We start from the raw sequence: 21,309 nt of genomic DNA, 5'->3' as shown, positions 1-21,309 counted from the left end.
TGCCCTCACTTCGTCCGGTGCCATGCAAAAGTAGTGTGACCACAACCACCCGTCAAGGTGATACGGAAGGCACGCGATGATTACGCAGCGCGTTTATGCACCTCAAGGCGCAGAACTTCGGTTCAAGACAAGCAGAAGTGTTGCCGAACCGTCACCAACGGAAGGTCATATGCCGGAACTCGGGCCACAGCTGGGTCCAGGGCGCCACTCGTCCGGTGCACAGCCACACCGGAGCGCCCTGGCTGCTGTTGTTGATCCGATGCTCGTTGTCCAGGCTCGCCACCTGGCGGACCCCGGCGAAGTAGGGCAGCAGCCGCTGCCGGTCCGCCCCGACGAACAGCGTGCTGGTGGCCTCCTCCGGCGGGACGCCGAAGTACCAGGCTCCCCTGCTGCCGCTGTGCACCGGCGGCAGCCCGCGATCCGCGGCGAACTTCTCCACCGCCGCGGCCTGCCAGTAGGTGTCGGTCACGATGCTGACGTTCGCGCGCTGCTCGGGCGGCAGCGCCCAGTAGGCATCGGCCACGTCCGCGGCGACCTGGGGCCAGCCGAACTCCTCCAGCGCCATGTGCATCGGGCTGTACGGCTCGCCCGCGTACTCCGACAGCGGGGTGATCGGCAGCCCGCTGATCGCCACCGCCGCGGAGACCGCGTAGACGGGCACCAGCCCCCAGCGCAGCCACCGGCGGGGCAGCCTGCGGCACATCTCCACCGCTCCGGCCGCGAAACACAGCGCGAACAGCCCGCCGATGTAGTACGGCCGCCCGGCGTTGATCCAGAACACCGCGGTGACCCCGAGCACCGTCCAGCCGAGGAAGCGGTACGGCCGCAGCCGGTCCGAGCGCAGCAGCCACCAGGTGCCGAAGACGAACAGCACCGCCCCGACCACGACCCCGGCCTGGTGCAGGGCCATGGAAAGGAAGGTGTACCGGCCGCCCGCGAAGGCGACCTCCTGCGCCACCGTCTCGTTCATCTCCAGCTGCGGCCAGCCGTGCGCGGCCTGCCAGGCCAGCGTGGGCACGGTGGTGGCGACCGCGACCGCCGCGCCCGCCCACAGCAGTGGCCTGCGCAGCAGGTCACGCGGACCGAACACGAGCGCGGTGATCGCGACGAACACCCAGAAGACCGGGATCAGGAACTTGGTCTGCAACGCCAGCGCGGTGACCAGGCAGGAGGCCAGCAGCCAGCGGTCATCCGGCCTGCCATCGGCCCGCAACCGCACCCAGCGCACCAGCAGCCACACGATGACGGTCCAGAGGAAGGCGTCCACGGTGTGGGTGGCCACGATATGTCCCGCCCCGGCGAGCAGGAACGGTGAGCAGGCGTAGGCGCCCGCGGTCAGTACCTGCGGCAGCCTGGCACCGCCGAGCTCGCGCGCGGTGAGCGCGGCCACCACGATGCCCGCCCCGGTGAGCAGGATGGGCAGCAGCCGGAAGCCGACCACCGAGCCGGGGAACAGCAGGTCCATCGCCCTGGCCAGCAGCGGCACCAGCGGCGGCTGGTCGGCGTATCCCCAGTCCAGGTGCTTGCCCGCGGAGATGAAGTAGAGCTCGTCGCCGTGATAGCCATAGCGGCCCGCGAACGCGAGCAGCACCGCCATCGCAGCCCCGGCCACGGCCAGCACGGGGACGAGCGCGAACCGGGAACCGGCGCGCTCGGACGGCGGATCGGTGATCTCTCGCGTCAGCATTCCGCGCCCACCGTAGCCCGCCCGCTCCCACCGTGCGTGCTCACCCGCGCCAGGGGATGGTGAACGTGGCTTTCGCGACGTCAGACGTCCCAATAGTGCCGTTCGCAACGTCTGACGTCCGCAACGCCACGTTCAGGGCTCTTCGGTGGCGGGCTTCCACCCCCACGGAAACCCGCCACCGCGGCACAGCCAAGCGCACTGCTCCGGCCGGGTAAATGTCTTCGAACCAGCTCGAATCGGCGCGCAGCCCCACTAGCCTCGCACCGTGATCGTGCTGCGGTTCGATACGGCGACCATCGCGCGGACCCGCCTCGCCGTCTCGCCGATGCTCGAAGCGCTGGTCTGGCTCGAGCTGACCGTGCAGGGCCGCCGCCATCCGGTGTTCGGTGATCCGGGGCCACGGGCCCGCGGCGCGCTCGGGCATCCCGATGTCGCGCTGCTGGCCGACCTGCAGCCGCCGGGTGGGTCCGGCTACACCGCCGACCTGCTCACCCCGCAGCCACGAGCGGTGCCGCCGGAGGACCTGCTGGAGGCGCAGCTGGCCGATCTCGAGGCCGCCGCCCAGGACGAGGTCGAGCTGCAGGTACTCACCTACGCGGAGGCACACTGGGGGCGGCCGGTGCCGCCGCGGGTGCGTGCGCTGGTCGAATCCGGTCAGCTGCCGCGCAGGGCGGCCGCCGGGTTCGCCCGGTTCTGGCAGGAGACCCTCGCCGAGGACTGGCCGACCCTGCGGGACGCGCTGGACGGGGACCTGGCGCGCCGGGCGCGGACCATGGCCACCCACGGGGTGGGCAGGCTGCTCGGCACCCTGCATCCGCAGCTCACCTGGACCGGCAGCGCGCTGGTCGTGGACAAGCCCTACGCCGAGGAACGGGAGGTCCACGACCGCGACGTCGTGGTCGCGGCCAGCCTGTTCACCTGGCCGCAGGCCATGGTGCAGGTGGACGATCCGGACCAGCTGGTCGTCTACTACCCGGCTGCCAGCATCGGCACGGGCCGCGGCCCCAGCCGGCTCGCGGAGGTGTTCGGCGCGACTCGCGCGCAGTTGCTGGCGGACCTGGACAGCGCGCGATCGACATCGGAACTGGCCACCCGGCACGACCTGGCCCCGGCGACCGTGTCGTACCACCTGCGAGCCCTGCACCGGGCCCGGCTGGTAGTCCGGAACCGGGACGGGCGGCATGTGCTGTACCAGCGCAGCACCCAGGCCGAGGCCCTGCTCTGAACGGGGTACGAAACGGTAAGCCCGATGAAACGATGTTGCCGGTATGTCAGCCTCGATCCGAACGGCACGGCAGGTCTGGATGACACCAGAGGGGCCAGAGATGCCAAACATCGAGGTTCGACCCCAGTCGCTCAGAACGGCCGCCAAGGCGGCCACCGACGCCGCGGAACAGGTACGCGAACTGGAGCTCACGACGGTCGCCGACCTGGCCGCGGCACTGCCCGGAGCCCAAGCGGGTACCAGCGCCGGGCGGCTGGGTGAGCACTGGAAGCAGGACACCAGAACGTGGTCGGACAACATGGAGGGCTACGCGGACAAGCTGCGGGTAGCCGCCGCTCGTTACGAGTCCGACGACCAGACATTGGCGGACGAGCTCACCGGCAAGGGACCACTCTGATGGCGGGCTGGGATGAGATCAAACGGTGGAACCCGGACGCCGTCGGCAAAGTCGGCGATGCCCTGGTGACCGCTCGCAACCAGGTTCTCGGTCTCCAGGACGAGATCGATTCCGCCGCGACCCCGCCGGAATGGAACGGTCCGGGCGCGGAGTCGGCACGGGAGGCCCTGACGCGGCACCGCCAGGACCTGGAGACGATGGCCGCCGAGATCTCCGCCATGACGACCGTCATCGATCCCGTCGAGCACGCTGTCCGGCAGCTCAAAGGGGACATCGAGGAAGCGGAGGGCCTGGCGGACGCATACCAGTTCCGGATCGACAACGGGACGGTCGTCGACCGGGCCGCGCAGGACGACCGTCCCGATGACGACGGCTTCTTCACCCGGATCGCGGTGCATGCGGAGCTGGTCGGGAAAGTCACGGCCGTACTTCAGACCGCCGCGGAGATCGACAACGACCTGCAGGCGGTGCTGAACCGGATCCTGGACGACCGGATCACCGATGCGGGCGCGACCACGCTGGTCGAAGCTGCGGCCGCGGGACAGGATCGGGTCGACCTCGACCGGATCCTGGGCGATTACCAGGTGGAGCCCGACCCGGACGGTACCGTGACGTATCCGCCGATCGTCGGCCAGACGGTGACCAAGCGCGAGGCCGAACTGCTCGACGAGCTCGGTGTGCTCGGGATGAAGGACATGTACGACATCCGCAACGACGCGTTCGGCACGGCCGAGGACCGCTTCCCTGGCCAGGACTCCAACGACAGCCATCAGGACGCGTTCCGCCATGCGTACTGGAACGCGCTGATGACCCGGCAGTTCGGCGCGGACTGGACGGAACAGTACGCAACGGCGCATGAGGCCCTGCCGGGCAACCCGGCGGACCGGGAGGCGATGGATCTGTACAACAACGAGGTGGGGCGCCGGATCGCAAGCGAGAACCCGGACGCCAGCCCCGAGGAGCTGGCCGATCTCGTCGCCCATGCGGTTCGCGAGGGCAATACGGTCGTGATCGACGGCAACGGCGAGCTGGCCTACAGCGATGACGTCGTCGAAGGCGATACCGGCCGAGCCGACGACCCGGCCCCCGAGGAGCCCGGCGCACCGCCAGGGTCGGACTCGGGCAGCACCGGCTCGGGCCACGGGAGCGGTGACTACGAGCCCGGCTCGGGGCCGGGAGGTAGCTGAACATGCGGACGCTGGTCGTCGGACTGCTGCTGATGCTGTGTGCCGGATGCGGAACAGGAGACGTGAGTGTGGAACACGACGAGGACCTGCAGGCCCGCCTCAAGGAACTGAGCTCGAACGGCGGCTCGGCAAGGTTCGCCGACCTCACCGGACGCGAGTGGGATGCCGTCTATGTGTTCAGCGAGGGGGTGTCCGCCGAGCGGGTCGAGCGCGAAGTCGGCGCCCCGGTCCTGGACGACGAGTTCTACTACGAGGCGGGCAACCTGCTGGTGTTCACCCGCGGCGGCGAGGTGACCTCGGCCGTGTCAGTACTGCCCGACCTGCTCGTGACCGGCGGCAAGGCGCGATGGAGTACCGATGCCCGGCTCGAGCCGCAGGGTACGCGCACGCCCGCGGCACTGCGGCTGGTGGAACCCAGCGGTTGAACCGTGCGTGTCCAGACGACCGCGTCTCGTCATAGGATGCCGCCCGATCGAGGGACGCGCGGAGTGCTTCGTTAGTGTCTGGGCCGCCGCGGCCCCGGACACCAAGGACACCCGTGTTTCCCACCTCTGCCCCGCCCGGGGCGACGACGTCTCGACGACGGATGAACTGGGACGTCATCCGCGTGGTGGCGATCCTGTTCGTGGTATCCGGCCACGTGACGAACCTGGCGCCCAGCCTGCCGGGCATCGAGGGGTACCCGTTCACGTTGAGCATTCCGTTCGGCACCGTGACCCTGCTGGTGCTGTCCGGCTATTTCATCGCCCCGACCATCCGCAAGCGCGAAACCGGCCGCTGGCTCCGCGCACGCCTGGCGCGGCTGCTGCCCGCGTACCTGGTGGCATTGCTGGTGGTCTATCTGATCACCCGCTGGGCGGTGGTCGGCTTCAACGGCTGGCAGCACGGGCCCGGCGTACTGGGCATCCTGGTGGCGGACCCGGTCGCCCCGGCGGGCGCCGCGGAGCACACCCGCTGGCCGGTACCGGACCTCGGCGACCTGCTGGCCAACATCCTGCTGGTGCACGAGTGGGACCCCGAGTTCTTCACCCGGATCGACAACTCGTACTGGACCCTGCCCATTCAGGTGGCCGCCTTCACCGGCGCGGCCCTGGTGTGGCGCAGCCGGTTCCGGCACACCAGCCCGGCGCGGGTGCTGTGGAGCGTGCTGGCCGCGGCGGCCGCCTGCCCGCTGCTGAGCCTGCTGATCACCAGCCTGCCCACCGCCTCCGGCCTGTACTACGCGCACCTGTTCGCCGCCGGGGTGGCCATCTGGTTGTGGGGCCAGCACCGGCTCGGTACCGGTCAGTTGCTGCCGATGCTGGCGGTGACCGTGGTCCTGCACGCTTTCCGCACCGGCCCGCCGCAGCTGGCTTCGGTGCTCGGCTTCACGATCATGCTCGGCCTGATCTGCGCCGCCGCCAGAGGCCCGGACTGGAACCTGCCGCTGCTGCGCGCCCTGCGCCGCCCGATCACCTGGCTGGCCGGGATCAGCTACTGCTTGTACCTGGTGCACCAGCAACTCGGTTACATCGTGGCGCGGGCACTGTCCGATGCCGGCCTCACCTCGGGCTGGCTGCGCCTGGGCCTGGTGCTCGCGACGGTGATCCTGGCCGCCTGGCTGCTGACCGTGCTGGTGGAGCGGCCCGCCTACCGCTGGCTCACCCGGGCTCCGGCGCCGACGGCCGTGGTGGCCCGCCCGGCCACCCCGGCAGAGGCCAGGGCCTGACCAACCTACGCCGCGCCGGAATCGCCCGGCCGGAAGTGCTCGAGCAGCATCGACGCGAGCGCTTCCGGTGCGGCCTCGGGAATCCAGTGACTGGCGCCGGGTACTACCCGCAGGGTGAACCGGCCCGACGCGTGCCGCCGCGCCAGTTCCGAGCCCCGTCGCAGCACCGCCACGTCCCGGTCGCTCCAGACCTGGAGCACCGGTACCGGCGTGGTTGAACGCAGCACACCCGGTGCGGTGAAGGGCGCTCCTCGGTACCAGTTGAGGCCGCCCCTGGCCACCGCACGGGACGCCAGCCGCGCCGCATCCCGTTCCGCCGCCTCCTGGTCCTGCCCGCTGGCGAGCAGGAACCGGGTGGACAACGTGCGGCGGCGCAGCAGCAACTCGGGCAGCACGGGCAACTGGAACAGGTACATGTACCAGGAACGCACGAGCTGCGTGCTGCTCAGCATCGACCGCAGGAACGCCCCGGGATGCGGGACGGACAGCGCGCTGAGGCTCCGCACGAGGTCGGGCCGGGCGGTCGCGAGGGTCCAGGCCAGTACGGCGCCCCAGTCGTGGCCGACCACGTGCACCGGCTGTCCGATCCGGTCGATCGCGGCGACCGCGTCGCCGGTCAGCGCACTCGACCGGTACGCCAGCCTTGACCTCGGGCTCGCCGTGGCCGACGCGCCACGCAGGTCGGGCGCGTAGGTCCGGTACCCCGCCCCGGTCAGCAGCGGTGTCAGTGCCTGCCAGGAGCGGTGGTCCTGCGGCCAGCCGTGCAGCAACAGGACGGGCTCGCCGTCGAGCGGTCCCGCGTCGGCAACCGGGAACCGCAGCGCCCCGTTGCGGAACTCCGCGATCCGCGCCGGGGTCACGGCCGTGCTCCCGGTGCGCTGTGCTCGGCGAGCACCTCGATCCGCGCGGGCACGGTCTTGTGCCAGGGGGTGCCGAAGAACTTGTCCCTGCGGGCCGCCGAGGTCAGCGAGTTCGGGGCGACCCCGACGGCCTCGGCCCCGTCCCCGCCGCCGTCGCCGGGATGGGACACGCCCATCCCGTTGGGCAGGGAGATGTGACCGGCCTGCATGATGTCGGTGACCTCCACCGGGGTCATGGCGGACCCGTTCTCGGTGACCACCCGCACCACGTCGCCGGTCCGCACGCCGAGCTCGGTGGCATCGGCCGGGCAGACGCGCAACGCGCCCTGCTTGTCCCTGCGCCGCCATTCGGGGTCGCGGATGATCACGTTCGCGGTGAAGGACCGGCGCTCTCCTGCGGAGAGCACGAAGGGGAACTCTGCGGTGGTGTAGCTGGGCTCGACGCCGTCGATCCTGGCCAGTTCCGCAAGCAGCTCCGGGATCGCGGCGTGGATCTTCCGGTCCGGGTGCTGGATGTAGTTCCAGGCGTCGGTGTACCGGTCCTCGGTGAACAGCACGCCTTCGCGGCGGGTGCGGAACGCCTCGAAGAGCTGCTCGCCAAGGTCGAAGCCACGCGCGGTGAACCCCGCCCTGGCGACGGCGTCCGGGTGGGCGATCGCGCACAGCTGCGCCATCCCCCAGATCAGGGCCACCGGTTTCTCGGCAGCTGGCAGTGTCGCACCGAGCGTGCGGTAGAGCAGGTAGGGCGCCAGCCCGGCCAGTTCCGGCCGCCGCCGCACGGTGGCGAAGAACGCGAGCGCGAACGCCCGCCTGCTCACCCTGGCCGCGGCGGTCAGCTCCGCGATCAGCGTGTCCTCGACGACGCCGAGCCGGTCGACGATCGCGGCGTAGATCTCCGGTTCCGGGCGGGTGCCCGGCAGCGGGTCCAGCAGCGGCGCCCGCACCTGGAACACGTTGTGCGGGAAATGCAGGGTGAACAGGGAGGACTCGTACTTCTCGAACTGGCTGGCCGCGGGCAGCACGTAGTCGGCGCAGCGGGCGGTCTCGGTCAGCGCGACATCGACGACCACTGAAAGGTCTAGTTTGGACATGGCGAGGCGGAACCGTTCCGACTCGGCCAGCGAGTGCACCGGGTTCGATGCGTCGATCCACATCGCCCGGAACCGGCGGGGATGGTCGGTGAGGATCTCGTCGGCGATCGCGTTGCAGGGGATCAGGCCACCGATCACCCGTGCGCCGCTGACCGGTGTGGTGCCTTCGATGTTCGACCGGCCCAGGATGTCGGCGATCTGCCGGGCAGAGGGTACCGCCACGGATTCGAAGAACAACCGCAGTGTGGCGTCCGCGATCCGGTCGGCGAGGCGGCTCCCGCGTCCCCTGGCCGCCAGCGCCATCGCCCGGCGCAGCGGCCGCGCGCCCCAGCGCATCGCGGCCAGGCCCAGCGCGCGGCGGAGGCGATCTCCCCTTGGCGGGCCGTCCGCACGCGGGATCGGATGCCAGCGCCCGGCGATCGGGAACACCCAGGAGTGCGGGTGCACCCCGCCGGGCTTGGCGAAATTGCCGGTGAGGATCCACAGCATCTTGTTCAAATAGGACACCAGTGTGCTGTTCGGCGACTGCTGCACCCCGAGGTCCTCATAGGTCGCGGCGCTCTCCGCCACGGCGATCCGCCGGGCCGCGGCCCGGATCTGTTTCTCCGGCACCCCGCAGCGGCGCGCGTAGTCGCCGATGTCGATCACGCGCAGAGCGGAAAGCACCTGCTCGATCCCGACGGTGTGCTGGTCGAGCCAGTCTCGCGCGGTCAGTTCCTCCTGCACCAGGGTGGCCGCCAGTGCGGCGACACACCACGCGTCGGTACCCGGTGCGACCTGCAGGTGGATGTCGGCCATCGCGGCGGTCTCGCTCACCCTGGGGTCGATCACGATGATCGCGCGGTCCGGGTCCCTTGCCAGCTCGCGCAACACCAGGCGGGCCCTGGCCACTCCGTGCGACTGCCAGGGGTTCTTCCCGATGAAGATGGCCACCTCGGTGCGCTCGAAGTCGCCAGCGGTGTGGTTGCCGTGCAGTTGCTGGTCGACCCATCCTTCGCCAGTCTTCTCCTGCGCCAGGGCGTTCGACATGAACCGCGCGCCGACCGCGTGCAGCAGGGCCCTCCCGTAGGCACCGCCGAGGTGGTTGCCCTGTCCCCCACCGCCGTAGAAGAAGATGGTCTCGCCGCCGTGCTCGTCACGGACCGCGGCGAGCCGCACTGCGATCTCGTCCAGCGCGGTGTCCCAGTCGATCTCCTCGAAAGTGCCGTCCCGGCGGCGGCGCAGCGGCGTACGCAGCCGGTGTGGGTCGCTCTGGTACTTGTCCAGCCGCAGTGGTTTCTCGCAGGTGTAGCCTGCCGAACCGGGATGGTCCTTGTCGCCCCGGATCTTGACCAGGTTCCGGTCGGCGACCTGCACCTCCAGCCCGCAGTTGCACTCACACAGGATGCAGGCCGTCTTACCCCACCGAGCCTCGTGCGCCGCGTCGGCGGCGGGCCGGGTCGTCATCGCGCGCTCCCTCGGTCGTCGGGTCCACCTCGTTAGGTGTTACTCGAAGTCATAGTGACCTATGTCGACCGTCATAACTCAGGCATGTGCTGCACGTCACATGCCTGGTCAAACTCGCCATGAGTAAAAGAAGAAAATCCGGTCATGGCTATACTGATCGACATGGCCTCGGGACGCGATCGGATGCTCGACGGAGCCATCGCGGTGTTCCGCGAACGGGGCGTCGCCGGCACATCGCTCACCGAGATCGTCGAGCGCTCCGGCGCCCCACGCGGCTCGCTCTACCACTACTTCCCCGAGGGCAAGACGCAGCTCGCCACGGAGGCGACCGAGCGGGCAGGCCGGTTCATGGGCGCGACCATCAGCTCGCTGGCCGCTGCGGGAGACCCCATCGACGCGATCGACACCATCATCGAGTTCTTCCGCGGTCAGCTCGAGTCAGGCGATTTCGAGTCCGGCTGCCCGGTCGCGGCGGGAGCGCTCGGCGGCGCCGAGTCCGAGGGTGCCCGGCGGGCTGCGGGCGAAGCGTTCAGCTCGTGGGAGTCCACGGTGGCCGCGGCCCTGTGGCAGCACGGTGTGGCCGCCGAGCGGGCCGAGACGATGGCCACACTGGCCATCGCCGCGATTGAGGGCGCGCTCGTGCTCGCCCGCGCGCAGCGCAGCACCCGCCCGCTGGACCGGGTCGCCACGGAACTGACCGCCCAGGCGCGCCTGCTGCTGGGACGCTAGCGTCGTTCTGTTGCGCCAGATCAGTTGACGTGGTCCGGGTTGGAGTACAGCCCGATCAGGCCGGTCACCTCACACGCGATTCCCGTTTCTTCACGAACCTCCCGTATGGCGGCCTGTGTCAGCGTCTCCCCTAATTCGAGCTGACCACCGGCAGTAGTCCCGGCGTGTCATCGTGCCTCCTGGAAGGCTGCTGGACGGGAAAGATTCCAGCCGGCTTCGAAGCTCTCCGAATAGGTCTCGAACAACTCCCCGGCCGAGAGCCGGAGCAGGTGCAGTGATGGCGCGTGCGCCCCTTGGAACCCGTACACGTGGGTGTTGACGATCATCTCGTTCCGCATTGCGCAATGCGATGGTGTCGCCGTGCGGATCGCCGAACAGGAGCCTGACTCTTGTCCCTGACTCCGCCTTGACCGCCAGATCTTTGACGAAGCGCGGGCGCTCGACCAGGAACAACGCGGCGCGCACGAGGATCTCGACGGTCCGTTCGGCGTCATTGATCAGCCGATCCCACAGCTCCATTGCGACCGCGCTGCGATGTGGGTAGACGTCGCGCAGCCGTTCGTTTCGGCATCGCCGCCAGGTTGAGTGGAAAGGGGCCTGTCTCGTCCCGATAACCAACGGTCCCCTGCGACCGGGACGTCCGGCCGCAGGGGATCCGGCTCACATGTTGATCATGTGGCCGGCGAGGCCGTGGATGGCTTCCTTGACGGCTTCGCCGAGGCTGGGGTGGGCGTGCACGTTGCGGGCGACCTCGTGCACGGTGAGATCCCACTGCTGGGCCAGGGTCAGCTCCGGCAGCAGCTCGGTCACCTCGGGGCCGATCAGGTGCGCACCAAGCAGCTCGCCGTACTGGGCGTCGCTGAGGATCTTCACGAAGCCCACTGTGTCGCCGAGGCCGTGGGCCTTCCCGTTGGCGGTGAACGGGAACTTCGTCACCTGCACGTCGAACCCCTGCTCGCGGGCCTGTTCCTCGGTCCAGCCGAAGCTGGCGATCTGCGGCTGGCAGTAGGTCGCGCGCGGGATCATGCGGTAGTCGAGTTCCATGGTCTCGGCGTCCGCGATGGTCTCGGCGGCGACGATCCCCATCGACTCGGCGGCGTGCGCGAGCATCAGCTTCGCGGTCACGTCACCGATGGCGAAGATATGCGGCACGTTGGTGCGGCAGCGGCCGTCCACCTCGATCGCGCCGCGCTCGGTCAGCCGTACCCCGGTGTTCTCCAGTCCGTAACCGTCCACCTTGGGCTGGAAACCCATGGCCTGCAACACCTTGTCCGCTTCCAGGGTTTGCTGCTCGCCGTCCTTGGTCACGGTGACGACGACGTTCTCTCCACTGTCGTCAATGGAATCCACCCGGGTGGAGGTGAGCACGTCGATGCCGAGGCGACGGTACCGCCGGGCCAGCTCGGCGGAGACCTCCTCGTCCTCAAGGGGCACCATCCGGTCCAGGAACTCCACGATGGTGACCTTCACCCCGTAGTTGTGCAGCACGTAGGCAAACTCGACACCGATCGCGCCCGCCCCGGCGATCACGATGCTGTCCGGCAGCTCCGACTCGAGGATCTGCTCCTCATAGGTCACCACCCGCTCGCTGACCGAGGTCCCCGGCAGCAGCTTCGCGCTCGCGCCGGTGGCGATGATGCAGTGCTCGAACGTCACCGTGTCCGGCTCACCCTCGCCGCGCCGCACCTCGATGGCGTTCGGGCCGGTGAACGTGCCGTGGCCGGTGAACTGGGTGATGCCGTTCTTCTTCATCAGGAAGTGGACGCCCTTCACCCTGCCGTCCGCGACCTTCCTGCTGCGCTGGTACGCGGCACCGTAGTCGAAGGTGACCGGCCCCTCGGCCTGGATACCGAAGGTCCGTGCCTCGCGGGTGAACAGGTGCGCCAGCTCGGCGTTGCGCAGCAGGGCCTTCGACGGGATACAGCCGACGTTCAGGCACACCCCGCCCCAGTAGCGTTCTTCGATGATCGCGGTGTCGTACCCGAGCTGAGCCGCACGAATCGCCGCAACGTACCCACCGGGACCGGAGCCCAGCACCACAACGTCGAAATGTTCACTCATGTGGGCCGATTATGCCGCTCCGGCCCCGGCTCACGCAGGCGGTGGGTCCTCCGCACGAACCTCCGCAAGCAGGTCCGTCACCGCGCCCATGATGCGCCTGGTCGCCCGTGCCGCATCGGTGGCGCTCGGGCTCGATCCGGCCAGGTCGGAAAGGTCGACCGGCGGCCCGGCAACCAGGTTGACCGTCCGGCGAGGGAAGAACCGCGGCAGCTTCCGGCCCGCGGGCAGCACGTCGTGCGTGCCCCAGTTCGCCACCGGGATCACCGGCACCCCGGTATCCAGCGCGATCTTGCCGATACCCGGCTTACCCTTGCTCGGCCAGCCGTCGTCCCTGGTGGAGAACCCGCCCTCCGGAAAAATCACCACGCACTCCCCGGCGCCGAGCGCGGTCACCGCCCCGAGATAGGCGTCCCGCACGCTGGCCGTGCCGCGATGCACCGGGATATGCCGCCCCGAGGTCATCACCGCGCGCACCACCGGCGTCTCCCACAGCTCCGCCTTGGCCAGATAGCGCGGCACCCTCCGCCCGGAAAGGCAGAACAGCGTCATGGTGACCGGATCGGCGAAGGACAGGTGGTTCGACGCGATCAGCACTCCCCCGCGCTCCGGCAGGTGCCGGGTGCCCCGGATCCGCATCCGGGTACCCAGCACCAGCAGCGGCCAGATCAGGTCGATGGCCAGCCCGAACCAGCGCCCGCGCTCGCGCCGGGGAAATCGCTTGCCGAGGCGGATCGCCTGGGCACGGGTCAGCACGGTATCCGTCGAATCTTCGGTAGTGGAAATGTCGGCACCCAGTCCGTCAGCGGTCCGAGTCGGCCTCGACGGGCCACTCGGCGAACTCCCGGACGATACGCTGGGCCCGCACCAGGCCGGGCAGCTCGGCCGGGTCGAGCTCGCCACGCTCGGCCTTGAACTGGGCCTCGGCGAGCTTGGTCAGCAAGCCGACAACATCGACGGAGGACTGCTGTGCCATCGGCCTGTCATCTCCTCAGTACCTGCGCCTACACGCGTTCGAGCACGACCACCGGGATGTCCCGATCGGTCTTCTCCTGGTAGTCATCGTAGGACGGCCACACCTTGACCATCTTCGGCCACAGCTCGGCCTTCTCCTCCGGGCCTGCAGTGCGGGCGCGCGCGGTGAACTTATCGGCCCCGACCTGCACACCCACCTCGGGGTTGGCCTGCAGGTTCAGGTACCAGCCCGGGTGCGAGTCGGCCCCGCCCTTGGAGGCCACGATGACGTAGTCCCCCTCGTGCTCCTGGTAGATCAACGCGAACTTGCGCGGCTGGCCGCTCTTGCGCCCAGTGGTGGTGAGGATCAGCGTCGGGGCGTTGTTCTCCCAGATGTGCCCGACCTCACCGTCGGTCTCCTCGTACCGGCGTACGTGCTCGTCACCGAACAGCATGCGATTCCCCTTCCCTGCGATGTCTCGTGATCCAAAACTAACGGCCTGCCGGGGCACCGTGCGCGGTGAGCACTTCCACCATCAGGGTGGGATCGACGTTCCCGCCGGAGATCACCGTCGCGGTGCGGCCAGCCGGCAGCTCACCGGCATGGTCCAGATAGGCCGCCAGCGCCACCGCGCCGCTCGGCTCGGCGACCAGGCGTCCGCGGGTGGCCAGCACGGCCATCGCGGAGCGGATCTCCTCCTCACTGACCGTCACCACCCCGTCGAGCACCCGGCGCAGGTGCGCGAAGGTCAGCTCGGAAGGCTGCGAGCGCAGCCCGTCCGCGATGGTCCGGCTGCGCCGGTCCACCGGCCAGTCGACCCGGGTACCGGCCGCAAGGCCCTCCCGCGTGTCGGCGGCCAGTTCCGGCTCCACCCCGATCACCTGCACGCCCGGGGACAACGCCTTGATTGCCGTTCCGATTCCCGAGGCCAGCCCGCCGCCGCTCACCGGGATGAGCACCACGTCCACATCGGGCACATCGGCGATCAGCTCCAGGCCCGCGGTGCCCTGCCCGGCGATCACGTCCGGGTGATCGAACGGCGGCACCAGCACCGCGCCGCGTTCGGCCACCAGCTCGTACGCCGCCGACTCCCGCTCCCCGATCGGCACCAGCACCACCTCGGCGCCACACTCCCTGGTCCGGTCGATCTTGACCTGCGGGGTCACGTCCGGCATGACGATATGTGCCGGAATGCCGAAATGCCGGGCCGCGTAGGCCACGGCCTGGGCGTGGTTGCCGCTGGAGTAGGCAACCACGCCCCGGCCGCGGGTCCGCTCGTCCAGCCGCGCGATCGCGTTGTACGCGCCCCGCAGCTTGAACGCGCCGACCGGCTGCAGGCTCTCCGGCTTCAGCCAGAGCGGACGCCGCGGGTCCGCCCAGGTGCAGGGCAGCGCCGGTGTGCGGACGACCGCCTCCCGGATCCGCTCGGCCGCCTCGCGGATGTCATTCAAAGTCACCAGATCCACGCGAGCCAGTCTGCCCCAGCGCCGGGAGACACGGCTCCCGCAGGCCGCCGGACACCGGCGCTGTGACGCACGTGACAAAATACGCGCATGACCACGGACTCAGCACCGAGATGGCGGCGGCTGGAACCTGACGAGCGCCGGGAACAGATCTTCGCCTGTGCCGCCGAGCTGTTCGGCGAACGACCATACGCCGAGGTGTCCACATCGGACATCGCGGCGCGAGCCGGGGTCGCCAGGGGGCTGATCAACCACTACTTCGGCACCAAACGCGAGCTGTACCTCGCGGTCATCCGGCGGGCGATGACCGTGCCCCACTTCGCGGTGGAGCTGCTGCCGGAGGGCTCGCTGGAGAAGCGGACGCATGCGGCGGTGGACTGGTTCCTGAACATGGTGACCAAGCAGGGCAAGATGTGGCTCGCGGCCATCGCCCCGGAGGGAATCGGCCGGGACGCCGAGGTGGAGCAGATCCTCGCCGAGGCCGACCGGGAGTCCGCGGACCGGGTGCTGGAGGCCGTCGGCGTCCCCCCGGACAACAAGCAGTGGGATGAGCTGAACGCGCTGATCCGCGCCTACGGGGGCATGGTGAAGGCCGCGGGCAGGGAGTGGCTGGTGCGCGGGGCGCTGAACCGGGAACAGGTACACGCCCTGCTGAGCAAGTCCCTGCACACCCTCGTCGCCGAGGTTTTCCCCGCCGTGCAGGAGGACGCGGCGGGCCGCTGAGGGTCACTCTTCCGGGCGTCACAACGCGGCGTTGTGTGAGAAAGTTGCCGACGACGCCGGAGATGAGCGGGAGGACGTGGGTGTGGCGCGCTGGCTGTTGCCTGCCCTGCTGGTAGTGCTGTGGCTGCTGCTCGGCGGCGCGAGCAGCCCTTTCCTTGGCAAGCTGAGTGAGGTCCAGAGCAACGACCCCGGCTCCTTCCTCCCGGCCACGGCGGAGTCGACCGAGGTCTCCGACCTGCAGGAACGGTTCACCGACAGCACCCTGATGCCGGCCGTGGTCGTCTTCGAGCGGCCCGCGGGCCTCACCCCGGCCGACACCGAGGCGGTCCGGGCCAAGGCCGCCGAGCTGGCCGGTTCACCCGGCCTGGTGGGCCAGGCCTCGCCACCCATCCCGTCCGAGGACGGCGCGGCCATCCAGCTGGTGCTGCCGCTGTCCGGGGAGGACCCGTACCAGGCCAGCGAGCGCGTCAAGGACATCCGCGCCGGACTGGAGCAAGGACTGCCGCAGGGCCTGCGGGCCTTCGTCACCGGGCCGGGCGGGTACAACGCCGACTTCGCCGAGGTCTTCGGGCATATCGACGGGATGCTGCTGCTGGTGACGGCCTGCACGGTCGCGCTGATCCTGATCCTGGTCTACCGCAGCCCGCTGCTGCCGATCATCGTGCTGATCTCGGCCGGGCTCGCGCTGTGTACTTCCTCGGCCATCATCTACCTGCTCGCCGAGGAGGACCTGCTCATCCTGAACGGCCAGACCCAGGGCATCCTGCTGATCCTGGTGTTCGGCGCGGCAACCGACTACGCCCTGTTGCTGGTCGCCCGCTACCGCGAGGAGCTGATGCGCCAACCGCGGGTGCTGGACGCGATGCGTACCGCCTGGCGGTCCTCCTTCGAACCGATCCTGGCCTCCGGCGGCACGGTCATCCTCGGCATGCTGTGCATGCTGGTCAGCGAGCTGACCTCGAACCGGAGCCTCGGCCCGGTGGTCTCGATCGGCATCGCGGGCGCGCTGCTGGCCTCGCTCACCTACCTGCCCGCCGCCCTGCTCCTGGTCGGCAGGTCCGCGTTCTGGCCCCAGGACGCCGTACCGCGCAAGCACCGCAAGGTCACCCACGGCATCTTCGACCGGATCGCCGAGCTGGTGCGCAAGCGGCCCCGCTGGACCTGGGTGGTCACCACGCTGGTGCTACTGGCCGGGGTGGCCTTCGTGCCCTCGCTCAAGGCAAGCGGCACCACCCAGCAGGCGCTGTTCCTCGAGGAGGTCGAGGCCGTCACCGGGCAGGACGTGCTGACCGCGCACTTCCCCGGCGGCACCGGCAGCCCCGCGGTCATCATGACCACCGAGCAGTCGGCCGGGCAGGTGCTGGACGCCGCGACCGCGCTGGACGGCGTGGCCGACGCGGTGCCGACCCCGGCCGAACCGGGCAACCCGGCGGCCGGGCCGAAGACCGTGGACGGCATGGTCGAGATCAACGCGACCCTGACCGACCCCGCCGACTCGGCGGCGGCCGAGCAGACCCTGCGCGAGCTGCGCGAGACCCTGCACGCCGTCCCCGGCGCGCGGGCCAAGGTGGGCGGGCAGACCGCGCAACAGGTGGACATGCTCGCCGCGGCGACACACGACCGCAACGCGATCATCCCGATCGTGCTCGTGGTGATCTTCGTGGTGCTCGCGCTGCTGCTGCGGTCCCTGCTGGCACCACTGCTGTTGATGGGCACCGTGGTGCTGTCCTTCGCCGCCACCCTCGGCGTCGGCGCGCTGGTGTTCAACGACCTGCTGGACTTCCCCGGCGCCGATCCGGCCATTCCGCTGTACGCCTTCGTGTTCCTGGTGGCGCTGGGCATCGACTACAACATCTTCCTGATGACAAGGGCCAGGGAGGAGACCGCGCGGCTGGGCACCGAGCGCGGCACGCTGCACGCGCTGAAGGTGACCGGCGGCGTGATCACCTCGGCCGGGGTGGTGCTGGCGGCCACCTTCGCCGCGCTGGCGGTGATCCCGGTGCTGTTCCTGGCCCAGGTGGCCTTCCTGGTCGCCTTCGGCGTGCTGCTGGACACCTTCGTGGTGCGCTCGCTGCTGGTGCCGACCCTCGCGGTGGACGTAGGCCGCGCTATCTGGTGGCCGAGCCGACTGGCTCGGGCTCGCAGGGCCCCGGTTCGGCGGCAGCCGCCCGAACCGGACGCGGAAGCCACAACGCCGCTGCCACGCCTACGAGGGTCACCCCGGCCAGCACCACCATCGCGATCCCCATGGCGTCGGTGAAGCCGAGCCGCACCACCGCGCGCACGGCGTGCCCCAACGCCCCTGCCATCCCGTCCAGCGCCGCCGGCACCGTGCCCTGCGCCACCGCGTCGGTGTCGCGCAGGATCGCGCCCGTCACCGGTTCCGGCAGCCCTGCCTGCTCGCTGCGCGCAGGCAGGGTGCGCAGCACCTGCCAGGACATCATCGTGCCCACCGTGGCGATCCCCAGCACCCCGCCGATCTGGGTCGCCATCTGCTGCAGTGCCGAGGCGCTGCCGCTGGACTCCTCCGGGGTGGCGCCGTGAATCGCCTCGGTCGCCGCGATCACGCACAGGCCGGTGCCGAAACCGACCAGCGCTCCGGGCACCAGCAGGTCGGCGAAGCCAGACCTCGGGCCGAGCCCGGCGAGGCTGAACAGACCGCCCGCGACGAACAGCAGGCCCGCCGACACCGGCCAGCGTGGGCCGAACCGCTGTGCCAGCAGCCCACCAAGCGGTGCCGACAACACCACCACGCAGGTCGGCGGCAGCATCCAGGCGCCGGCCTGGATCGGCGGCAGCCCGCGCGCGTTCTGCAGGTACAGGGTGAGCAGGAAGAGCAGGCCGAACACGCCGAAGGAGCTGAAGCCGACCAGCACCGTACCCAGCGACACGGCGCGCTTGCGCAGCAGGCCGCGCAGCGCGCCAGGGACTCCCTTCGGGGAGCCCTTCGACTCCGCCACCGCCCAGAAAGTGAGACCGATCACAACCGCGGCGACCGGCACGTTCAGCAGGAAGACCGCTTCCCAGCTGAAGCCCTGCACGATCACCCCGCCGATCACCGGTCCGAGCCCGATGGCCAGCGCGTTCACCCCGCCCCAGATGCCAAGCGGAAGACCGAGCCTGCCGGGCGGGAAGGCATTGCGCAACAGGGCCAGCGCGGCAGGCTGCAACAGCGCACCCGCAAGGCCTTGCAGCACCCGGAACAGCACCAACGCGGTGACCGTGCCGGAAAGGGCGATCCCGAGCGAGGCGAGCCCGAAGATCAGCACACCGAGCAGGAAGGTCCGGCGCCGACCGATCCGGTCGGCGAGCCTGCCCGCGGGCAGCAGGGCAATGGCGAGCGCCACAAGATAGGCGTTCGCGATCAGTTCGAGTTCACCGAGCGTAGCGCCCACCTCGGCGGAAATGTACGGGGCCGCGATCGTCGTCGCGGTCCCGTCCAGGCCGACCAGCACACCGCCCAGGACGGCCGCGACCAGGGTCAGCCAGGGCCTGCCGCGCGGACCTCGCGGAGAAAGCACCTGCTCAGGGCTGCGTTCCGAGGTGGTCCTGCCGAGTTCGCCGTCTGCCACGTGTCCGCCTTCCCTCGCGGGGCTACTAGGATGACGCCCCCATGCGCACCGCCTACCGGCACCCCCGGCGGCCGGGCAGCGATAACCCTCGCTTGCTCATCCGCTTCACATCCGACCGCGCAGAGTCAGTGCCTCACACGCTAAGGCACCTATCCAGTGGGTGAAAAACCCCCACCCCCGGCTTGCGCCCCGTTGGCGGCATGGCTACGGTAATGCTCGCTCATCAGCCGATAGCGTGATTTCGCGCTCCACGATCCCCACACTGTCGTGGTGGTTGCCGAATCAACAAATGGAATGCACCAGCTGAGACGAAACACATTCGCAAACAGCGCGCGAAGACGTCCCTCAGTGCTGCGATGGGCAACCCGACAGCCAGCCTGCCCTCTAACAACCGTGTAGGTGAATGCATATGTCGTTGGCTGAGCACCCGTCGCCGGCTTCGCCGGAGGACGTGGTCCCGGAGCTGCGACCACTGACGACTTACTTGTTCGACCGTGCGGACAGTGTTGACCCCGCGTTCACGCAACTCGACTACTCCACCGAGCGCACCGGCGTCGAGCACACCATCGGCTGGAACGAACTGGCCGCGCGCGTGCGCGCCACCGCCGCGGCGCTGGCCCAGGTCACCTCCCGTGGTCAGCGGGTGGCGGTACTGGCCAAACAGGACCTGAACTACGTGATCGGCTTCCTCGGCGCCCTGCATGCCGGTACCATCGCCGTCCCACTGTTCGCGCCGGAAGCCAGCCAGCACGGTGACCGGCTGGTGAACGCGCTGGCCGACTGCTCACCCGAGGTATGGCTGACCGGACAGGGCACAGTGGACACGCTGCGCGGGCTCGCCGACGAGACCCCGGTGCCGATGCCGAAGCAGATCATGGCGGTGGACGCCATCGACCCGGCGGCCGGGGAAGGGTTCCTGGCGCCCGAGCTGGACCTGGCCGACCCCGCCTACCTGCAGTACACCTCCGGCTCCACCCGCACCCCGGCCGGCGCGGTGATCACCCACCGCGCGGTGGTCAGCAACACCTGGCAGGGCGGGACGGCATTCCACGTGGACGAGTCGTGGACCTGCGCGGGATGGATCCCGTTCTTCCACGACATGGGACTGATTCAGCTGTTGACCATTCCGGTGCTGTTCGGTTCTCACTCGGTGTTCATGTCCCCGTTCGACTTCATCATGCGCCCGGCGCGTTGGCTGCGCCAGATGTCGGACTACCCGAATGTCTTCGCGGCCGCCCCCAACTTCGCGTTCGAGTACGCAGCGCGAAAGGTGAAGGAAGCCGACCGGGAAGGACTGGACCTTTCCGGGGTACGCGCGGTGATCAATGGGAGTGAACCGGTACGAGCAGGCACAATCGCCGGTTTCCAGGAGGCGTTCGGCCCCTGCGGGTTCTCCGCGGCGGCGCACCGGCCTTCCTACGGGCTTGCCGAGGCCACGGTGTTCGTCACCAACACCAGGGAGGAGGGCCCTACGGTCACCTCCTTCGACCGCACCGCGCTCGCCGGTGACCGCGCGGTGCCGGTGCCACCGGGCAGCGAGGGTGCGCTGGACCTGGTGGCGGCGGGCAGGCCACATGCCCAGTTCGTGCGGATCGTGGACCCTGGCACCCACACGGTGCGGCCGGACGGCGAGGTGGGCGAGATCTGGATCCACGGCCCGAACGTGGCCGACGGCTACTGGCAGCAGTCCGGTGGCGAGATAGTGCAGCGCAGCGAGGACACCTTCGGCGGAACCATCGCCGACCCGCCGGAGGGCACGCCGGCCGCACGCTGGTTGTGCACCGGTGACCTCGGGGTGTTCCACGACGGCCTGCTCTACATCACCGGCCGGATCAAGGACCTGATCATCATCGACGGCAAGAACCACTACCCGCAGGACATCGAGCTCACCGTGCAGGACGCGCACCCGGCGATCCGCCGGGATCACGTGGCGGCCTTCGCGGTCAGCACGGACTCGGGCGAGGAGGGCGCCGCGGTGGTGGCGGAGTACCGCGCCCGCGGCGGCGAGGACGAGGTCGACCCGGCCGAGGTGGCCAAGGCGGTGCGCAAGGCGGTGTCCGCCAAGCACGACGTCAAGCTGCGCGGGTTCGAGCTGGTCCGGCCGGGCAGCGTACTGCGCACCTCGAGCGGCAAGATCGCGCGCGCGGCCACCAGGGAGAAGTTCTGGTCCGGCAGCGGTAGTACCGGCACTGGGGGTGCGTAGTACCG

18 protein-coding genes and 2 pseudogenes are annotated in these 21,309 nt (G+C 69.8%); 9 read left to right on the top strand and 11 right to left on the bottom strand.

Annotated elements, in window-relative coordinates; genetic code table 11:
* Positions 1-151: 151 nt before the first annotated feature.
* Positions 152-1,687 carry an ArnT family glycosyltransferase gene (locus KOI47_RS12035; RefSeq protein ID WP_216216059.1) on the bottom strand — a complete coding sequence of 512 codons (1,536 nt, stop codon included), beginning with the start codon at positions 1,685-1,687 and terminating at the stop codon, positions 152-154.
* A 265-nt stretch (positions 1,688-1,952) separates the two neighbouring features.
* Here KOI47_RS12035 and KOI47_RS12030 point away from each other — a divergent pair, with 265 nt between their 5' ends.
* From KOI47_RS12030 to KOI47_RS12010, 5 genes are all read left to right on the top strand, one after another.
* Entirely contained in the window at positions 1,953-2,912 is a 960-nt protein-coding gene (locus KOI47_RS12030; protein ID WP_216216058.1) for an ArsR/SmtB family transcription factor, read from the top strand.
* Positions 2,913-3,012: 100 nt separating this feature from the next.
* On the top strand, positions 3,013-3,309 hold the full coding sequence (locus KOI47_RS12025; protein WP_216216057.1) for a type VII secretion target: 297 nt from the start codon (positions 3,013-3,015) through the stop codon (positions 3,307-3,309).
* Positions 3,309-4,496 carry a DUF6973 domain-containing protein gene (locus KOI47_RS12020; RefSeq protein WP_216216056.1) on the top strand — a complete coding sequence of 396 codons (1,188 nt, stop codon included), beginning with the start codon at positions 3,309-3,311 and terminating at the stop codon, positions 4,494-4,496. Before KOI47_RS12025 ends, KOI47_RS12020 begins: the two co-directional genes overlap by 1 nt.
* Before the next feature lie 2 nt (positions 4,497-4,498).
* Positions 4,499-4,921 (top strand): hypothetical protein, encoded by a 423-nt coding sequence (locus KOI47_RS12015; protein ID WP_216216055.1) that lies wholly within the window; start codon positions 4,499-4,501, stop codon positions 4,919-4,921.
* 161 nt (positions 4,922-5,082) lie between these two features.
* The gene (locus tag KOI47_RS12010) at positions 5,083-6,204 is read left to right on the top strand and encodes an acyltransferase family protein (RefSeq protein WP_216216054.1); all 1,122 of its coding nucleotides are present in this window, start codon (positions 5,083-5,085) and stop codon (positions 6,202-6,204) included.
* A gap of 5 nt (positions 6,205-6,209) precedes the next feature.
* Here the strand turns inward: KOI47_RS12010 and KOI47_RS12005 are convergent, their stop codons facing one another.
* Together KOI47_RS12005 and KOI47_RS12000 are read right to left on the bottom strand one after the other, a co-directional pair.
* Entirely contained in the window at positions 6,210-7,064 is an 855-nt protein-coding gene (locus KOI47_RS12005) for an alpha/beta fold hydrolase (RefSeq protein WP_216216053.1), read from the bottom strand.
* Complete coding sequence (locus KOI47_RS12000) at positions 7,061-9,601, bottom strand: molybdopterin-dependent oxidoreductase (RefSeq protein ID WP_216216052.1); 2,541 nt, start codon at positions 9,599-9,601, stop codon at positions 7,061-7,063. Before KOI47_RS12000 ends, KOI47_RS12005 begins: the two co-directional genes overlap by 4 nt.
* Positions 9,602-9,763: 162 nt before the next feature.
* Between KOI47_RS12000 and KOI47_RS11995 the strand changes: the two genes are divergently transcribed.
* Positions 9,764-10,330 (top strand): TetR/AcrR family transcriptional regulator, encoded by a 567-nt coding sequence (locus tag KOI47_RS11995; protein WP_232376696.1) that lies wholly within the window; start codon positions 9,764-9,766, stop codon positions 10,328-10,330.
* Positions 10,331-10,356: 26 nt separating this feature from the next.
* Here KOI47_RS11995 and KOI47_RS11990 read toward each other — a convergent pair.
* The 7 genes and pseudogenes from KOI47_RS11990 to KOI47_RS11960 form a co-directional block, all read right to left on the bottom strand.
* Positions 10,357-10,479, bottom strand: a pseudogene (locus KOI47_RS11990) (NUDIX domain-containing protein); the annotation flags it as partial.
* 18 nt (positions 10,480-10,497) lie between these two features.
* A complete protein-coding gene (locus KOI47_RS36595) occupies positions 10,498-10,656 on the bottom strand; it encodes a hypothetical protein (protein ID WP_232376695.1) in 159 nt (52 codons plus the stop codon).
* A gap of 334 nt (positions 10,657-10,990) precedes the next feature.
* Entirely contained in the window at positions 10,991-12,391 is a 1,401-nt protein-coding gene (gene lpdA / locus KOI47_RS11980; RefSeq protein ID WP_216216050.1) for a dihydrolipoyl dehydrogenase, read from the bottom strand.
* 30 nt (positions 12,392-12,421) lie between these two features.
* Complete coding sequence (locus KOI47_RS11975; RefSeq protein ID WP_232376694.1) at positions 12,422-13,144, bottom strand: lysophospholipid acyltransferase family protein; 723 nt, start codon at positions 13,142-13,144, stop codon at positions 12,422-12,424.
* Between the two features lie 46 nt (positions 13,145-13,190).
* The gene (locus KOI47_RS11970) at positions 13,191-13,364 is read right to left on the bottom strand and encodes a hypothetical protein (protein WP_216216049.1); all 174 of its coding nucleotides are present in this window, start codon (positions 13,362-13,364) and stop codon (positions 13,191-13,193) included.
* 28 nt (positions 13,365-13,392) lie between these two features.
* Positions 13,393-13,797 (bottom strand): nitroreductase family deazaflavin-dependent oxidoreductase, encoded by a 405-nt coding sequence (locus KOI47_RS11965; RefSeq protein ID WP_216216048.1) that lies wholly within the window; start codon positions 13,795-13,797, stop codon positions 13,393-13,395.
* A gap of 37 nt (positions 13,798-13,834) precedes the next feature.
* Positions 13,835-14,809, bottom strand: a complete 975-nt coding sequence (locus tag KOI47_RS11960; protein ID WP_216216047.1) for a threonine ammonia-lyase — start codon at positions 14,807-14,809, stop codon at positions 13,835-13,837.
* Between the two features lie 87 nt (positions 14,810-14,896).
* On the opposite strand from KOI47_RS11960, the gene KOI47_RS11955 reads away from it, so the two are divergent.
* Together KOI47_RS11955 and KOI47_RS11950 are read left to right on the top strand one after the other, a co-directional pair.
* Positions 14,897-15,529, top strand: coding sequence for a TetR/AcrR family transcriptional regulator (locus tag KOI47_RS11955; protein WP_216216046.1), 633 nt, complete (start codon positions 14,897-14,899; stop codon positions 15,527-15,529).
* A 31-nt stretch (positions 15,530-15,560) separates the two neighbouring features.
* Complete coding sequence (locus tag KOI47_RS11950) at positions 15,561-17,789, top strand: MMPL family transporter (protein ID WP_408629906.1); 2,229 nt, start codon at positions 15,561-15,563, stop codon at positions 17,787-17,789.
* Positions 17,790-18,003: 214 nt separating this feature from the next.
* Here the strand turns inward: KOI47_RS11950 and KOI47_RS35515 are convergent.
* Positions 18,004-18,984: pseudogene (locus tag KOI47_RS35515) on the bottom strand (MFS transporter); the annotation flags it as partial.
* Positions 18,985-19,510: 526 nt separating this feature from the next.
* Here KOI47_RS35515 and KOI47_RS11945 point away from each other — a divergent pair.
* Positions 19,511-21,304, top strand: a complete 1,794-nt coding sequence (locus tag KOI47_RS11945; RefSeq protein ID WP_216216045.1) for a fatty acyl-AMP ligase — start codon at positions 19,511-19,513, stop codon at positions 21,302-21,304.
* Positions 21,305-21,309 lie beyond the last annotated feature (5 nt).

Origin of the sequence: Amycolatopsis aidingensis (assembly GCF_018885265.1) — a bacterium.
GTDB lineage: Bacteria > Actinomycetota > Actinomycetes > Mycobacteriales > Pseudonocardiaceae > Amycolatopsis > Amycolatopsis aidingensis.
This window is presented reverse-complemented; position numbering and strand designations above follow the sequence as displayed.

Excerpts from the sequence above, each read along its gene's own strand:
- KOI47_RS12035 (WP_216216059.1), bottom strand. The coding sequence starts at position 1,687 with ATGCTGACGCGAGAGATCACCGATCCGCCGTCCGAGCGCGCCGGTTCC.
- KOI47_RS12025 (WP_216216057.1), top strand. The coding sequence starts at position 3,013 with ATGCCAAACATCGAGGTTCGACCCCAGTCGCTCAGAACGGCCGCCAAG.
- KOI47_RS12020 (WP_216216056.1), top strand. The coding sequence starts at position 3,309 with ATGGCGGGCTGGGATGAGATCAAACGGTGGAACCCGGACGCCGTCGGC.
- KOI47_RS12015 (WP_216216055.1), top strand. The coding sequence starts at position 4,499 with ATGCGGACGCTGGTCGTCGGACTGCTGCTGATGCTGTGTGCCGGATGC.
- KOI47_RS12010 (WP_216216054.1), top strand. The coding sequence starts at position 5,083 with ATGAACTGGGACGTCATCCGCGTGGTGGCGATCCTGTTCGTGGTATCC.
- KOI47_RS12000 (WP_216216052.1), bottom strand. The coding sequence starts at position 9,601 with ATGACGACCCGGCCCGCCGCCGACGCGGCGCACGAGGCTCGGTGGGGT.
- KOI47_RS11995 (WP_232376696.1), top strand. The coding sequence starts at position 9,764 with ATGGCCTCGGGACGCGATCGGATGCTCGACGGAGCCATCGCGGTGTTC.
- KOI47_RS36595 (WP_232376695.1), bottom strand. The coding sequence starts at position 10,656 with ATGATCGTCAACACCCACGTGTACGGGTTCCAAGGGGCGCACGCGCCA.
- lpdA (WP_216216050.1), bottom strand. The coding sequence starts at position 12,391 with ATGAGTGAACATTTCGACGTTGTGGTGCTGGGCTCCGGTCCCGGTGGG.
- KOI47_RS11970 (WP_216216049.1), bottom strand. The coding sequence starts at position 13,364 with ATGGCACAGCAGTCCTCCGTCGATGTTGTCGGCTTGCTGACCAAGCTC.
- KOI47_RS11965 (WP_216216048.1), bottom strand. The coding sequence starts at position 13,797 with ATGCTGTTCGGTGACGAGCACGTACGCCGGTACGAGGAGACCGACGGT.
- KOI47_RS11955 (WP_216216046.1), top strand. The coding sequence starts at position 14,897 with ATGACCACGGACTCAGCACCGAGATGGCGGCGGCTGGAACCTGACGAG.
- KOI47_RS11945 (WP_216216045.1), top strand. The coding sequence starts at position 19,511 with ATGTCGTTGGCTGAGCACCCGTCGCCGGCTTCGCCGGAGGACGTGGTC.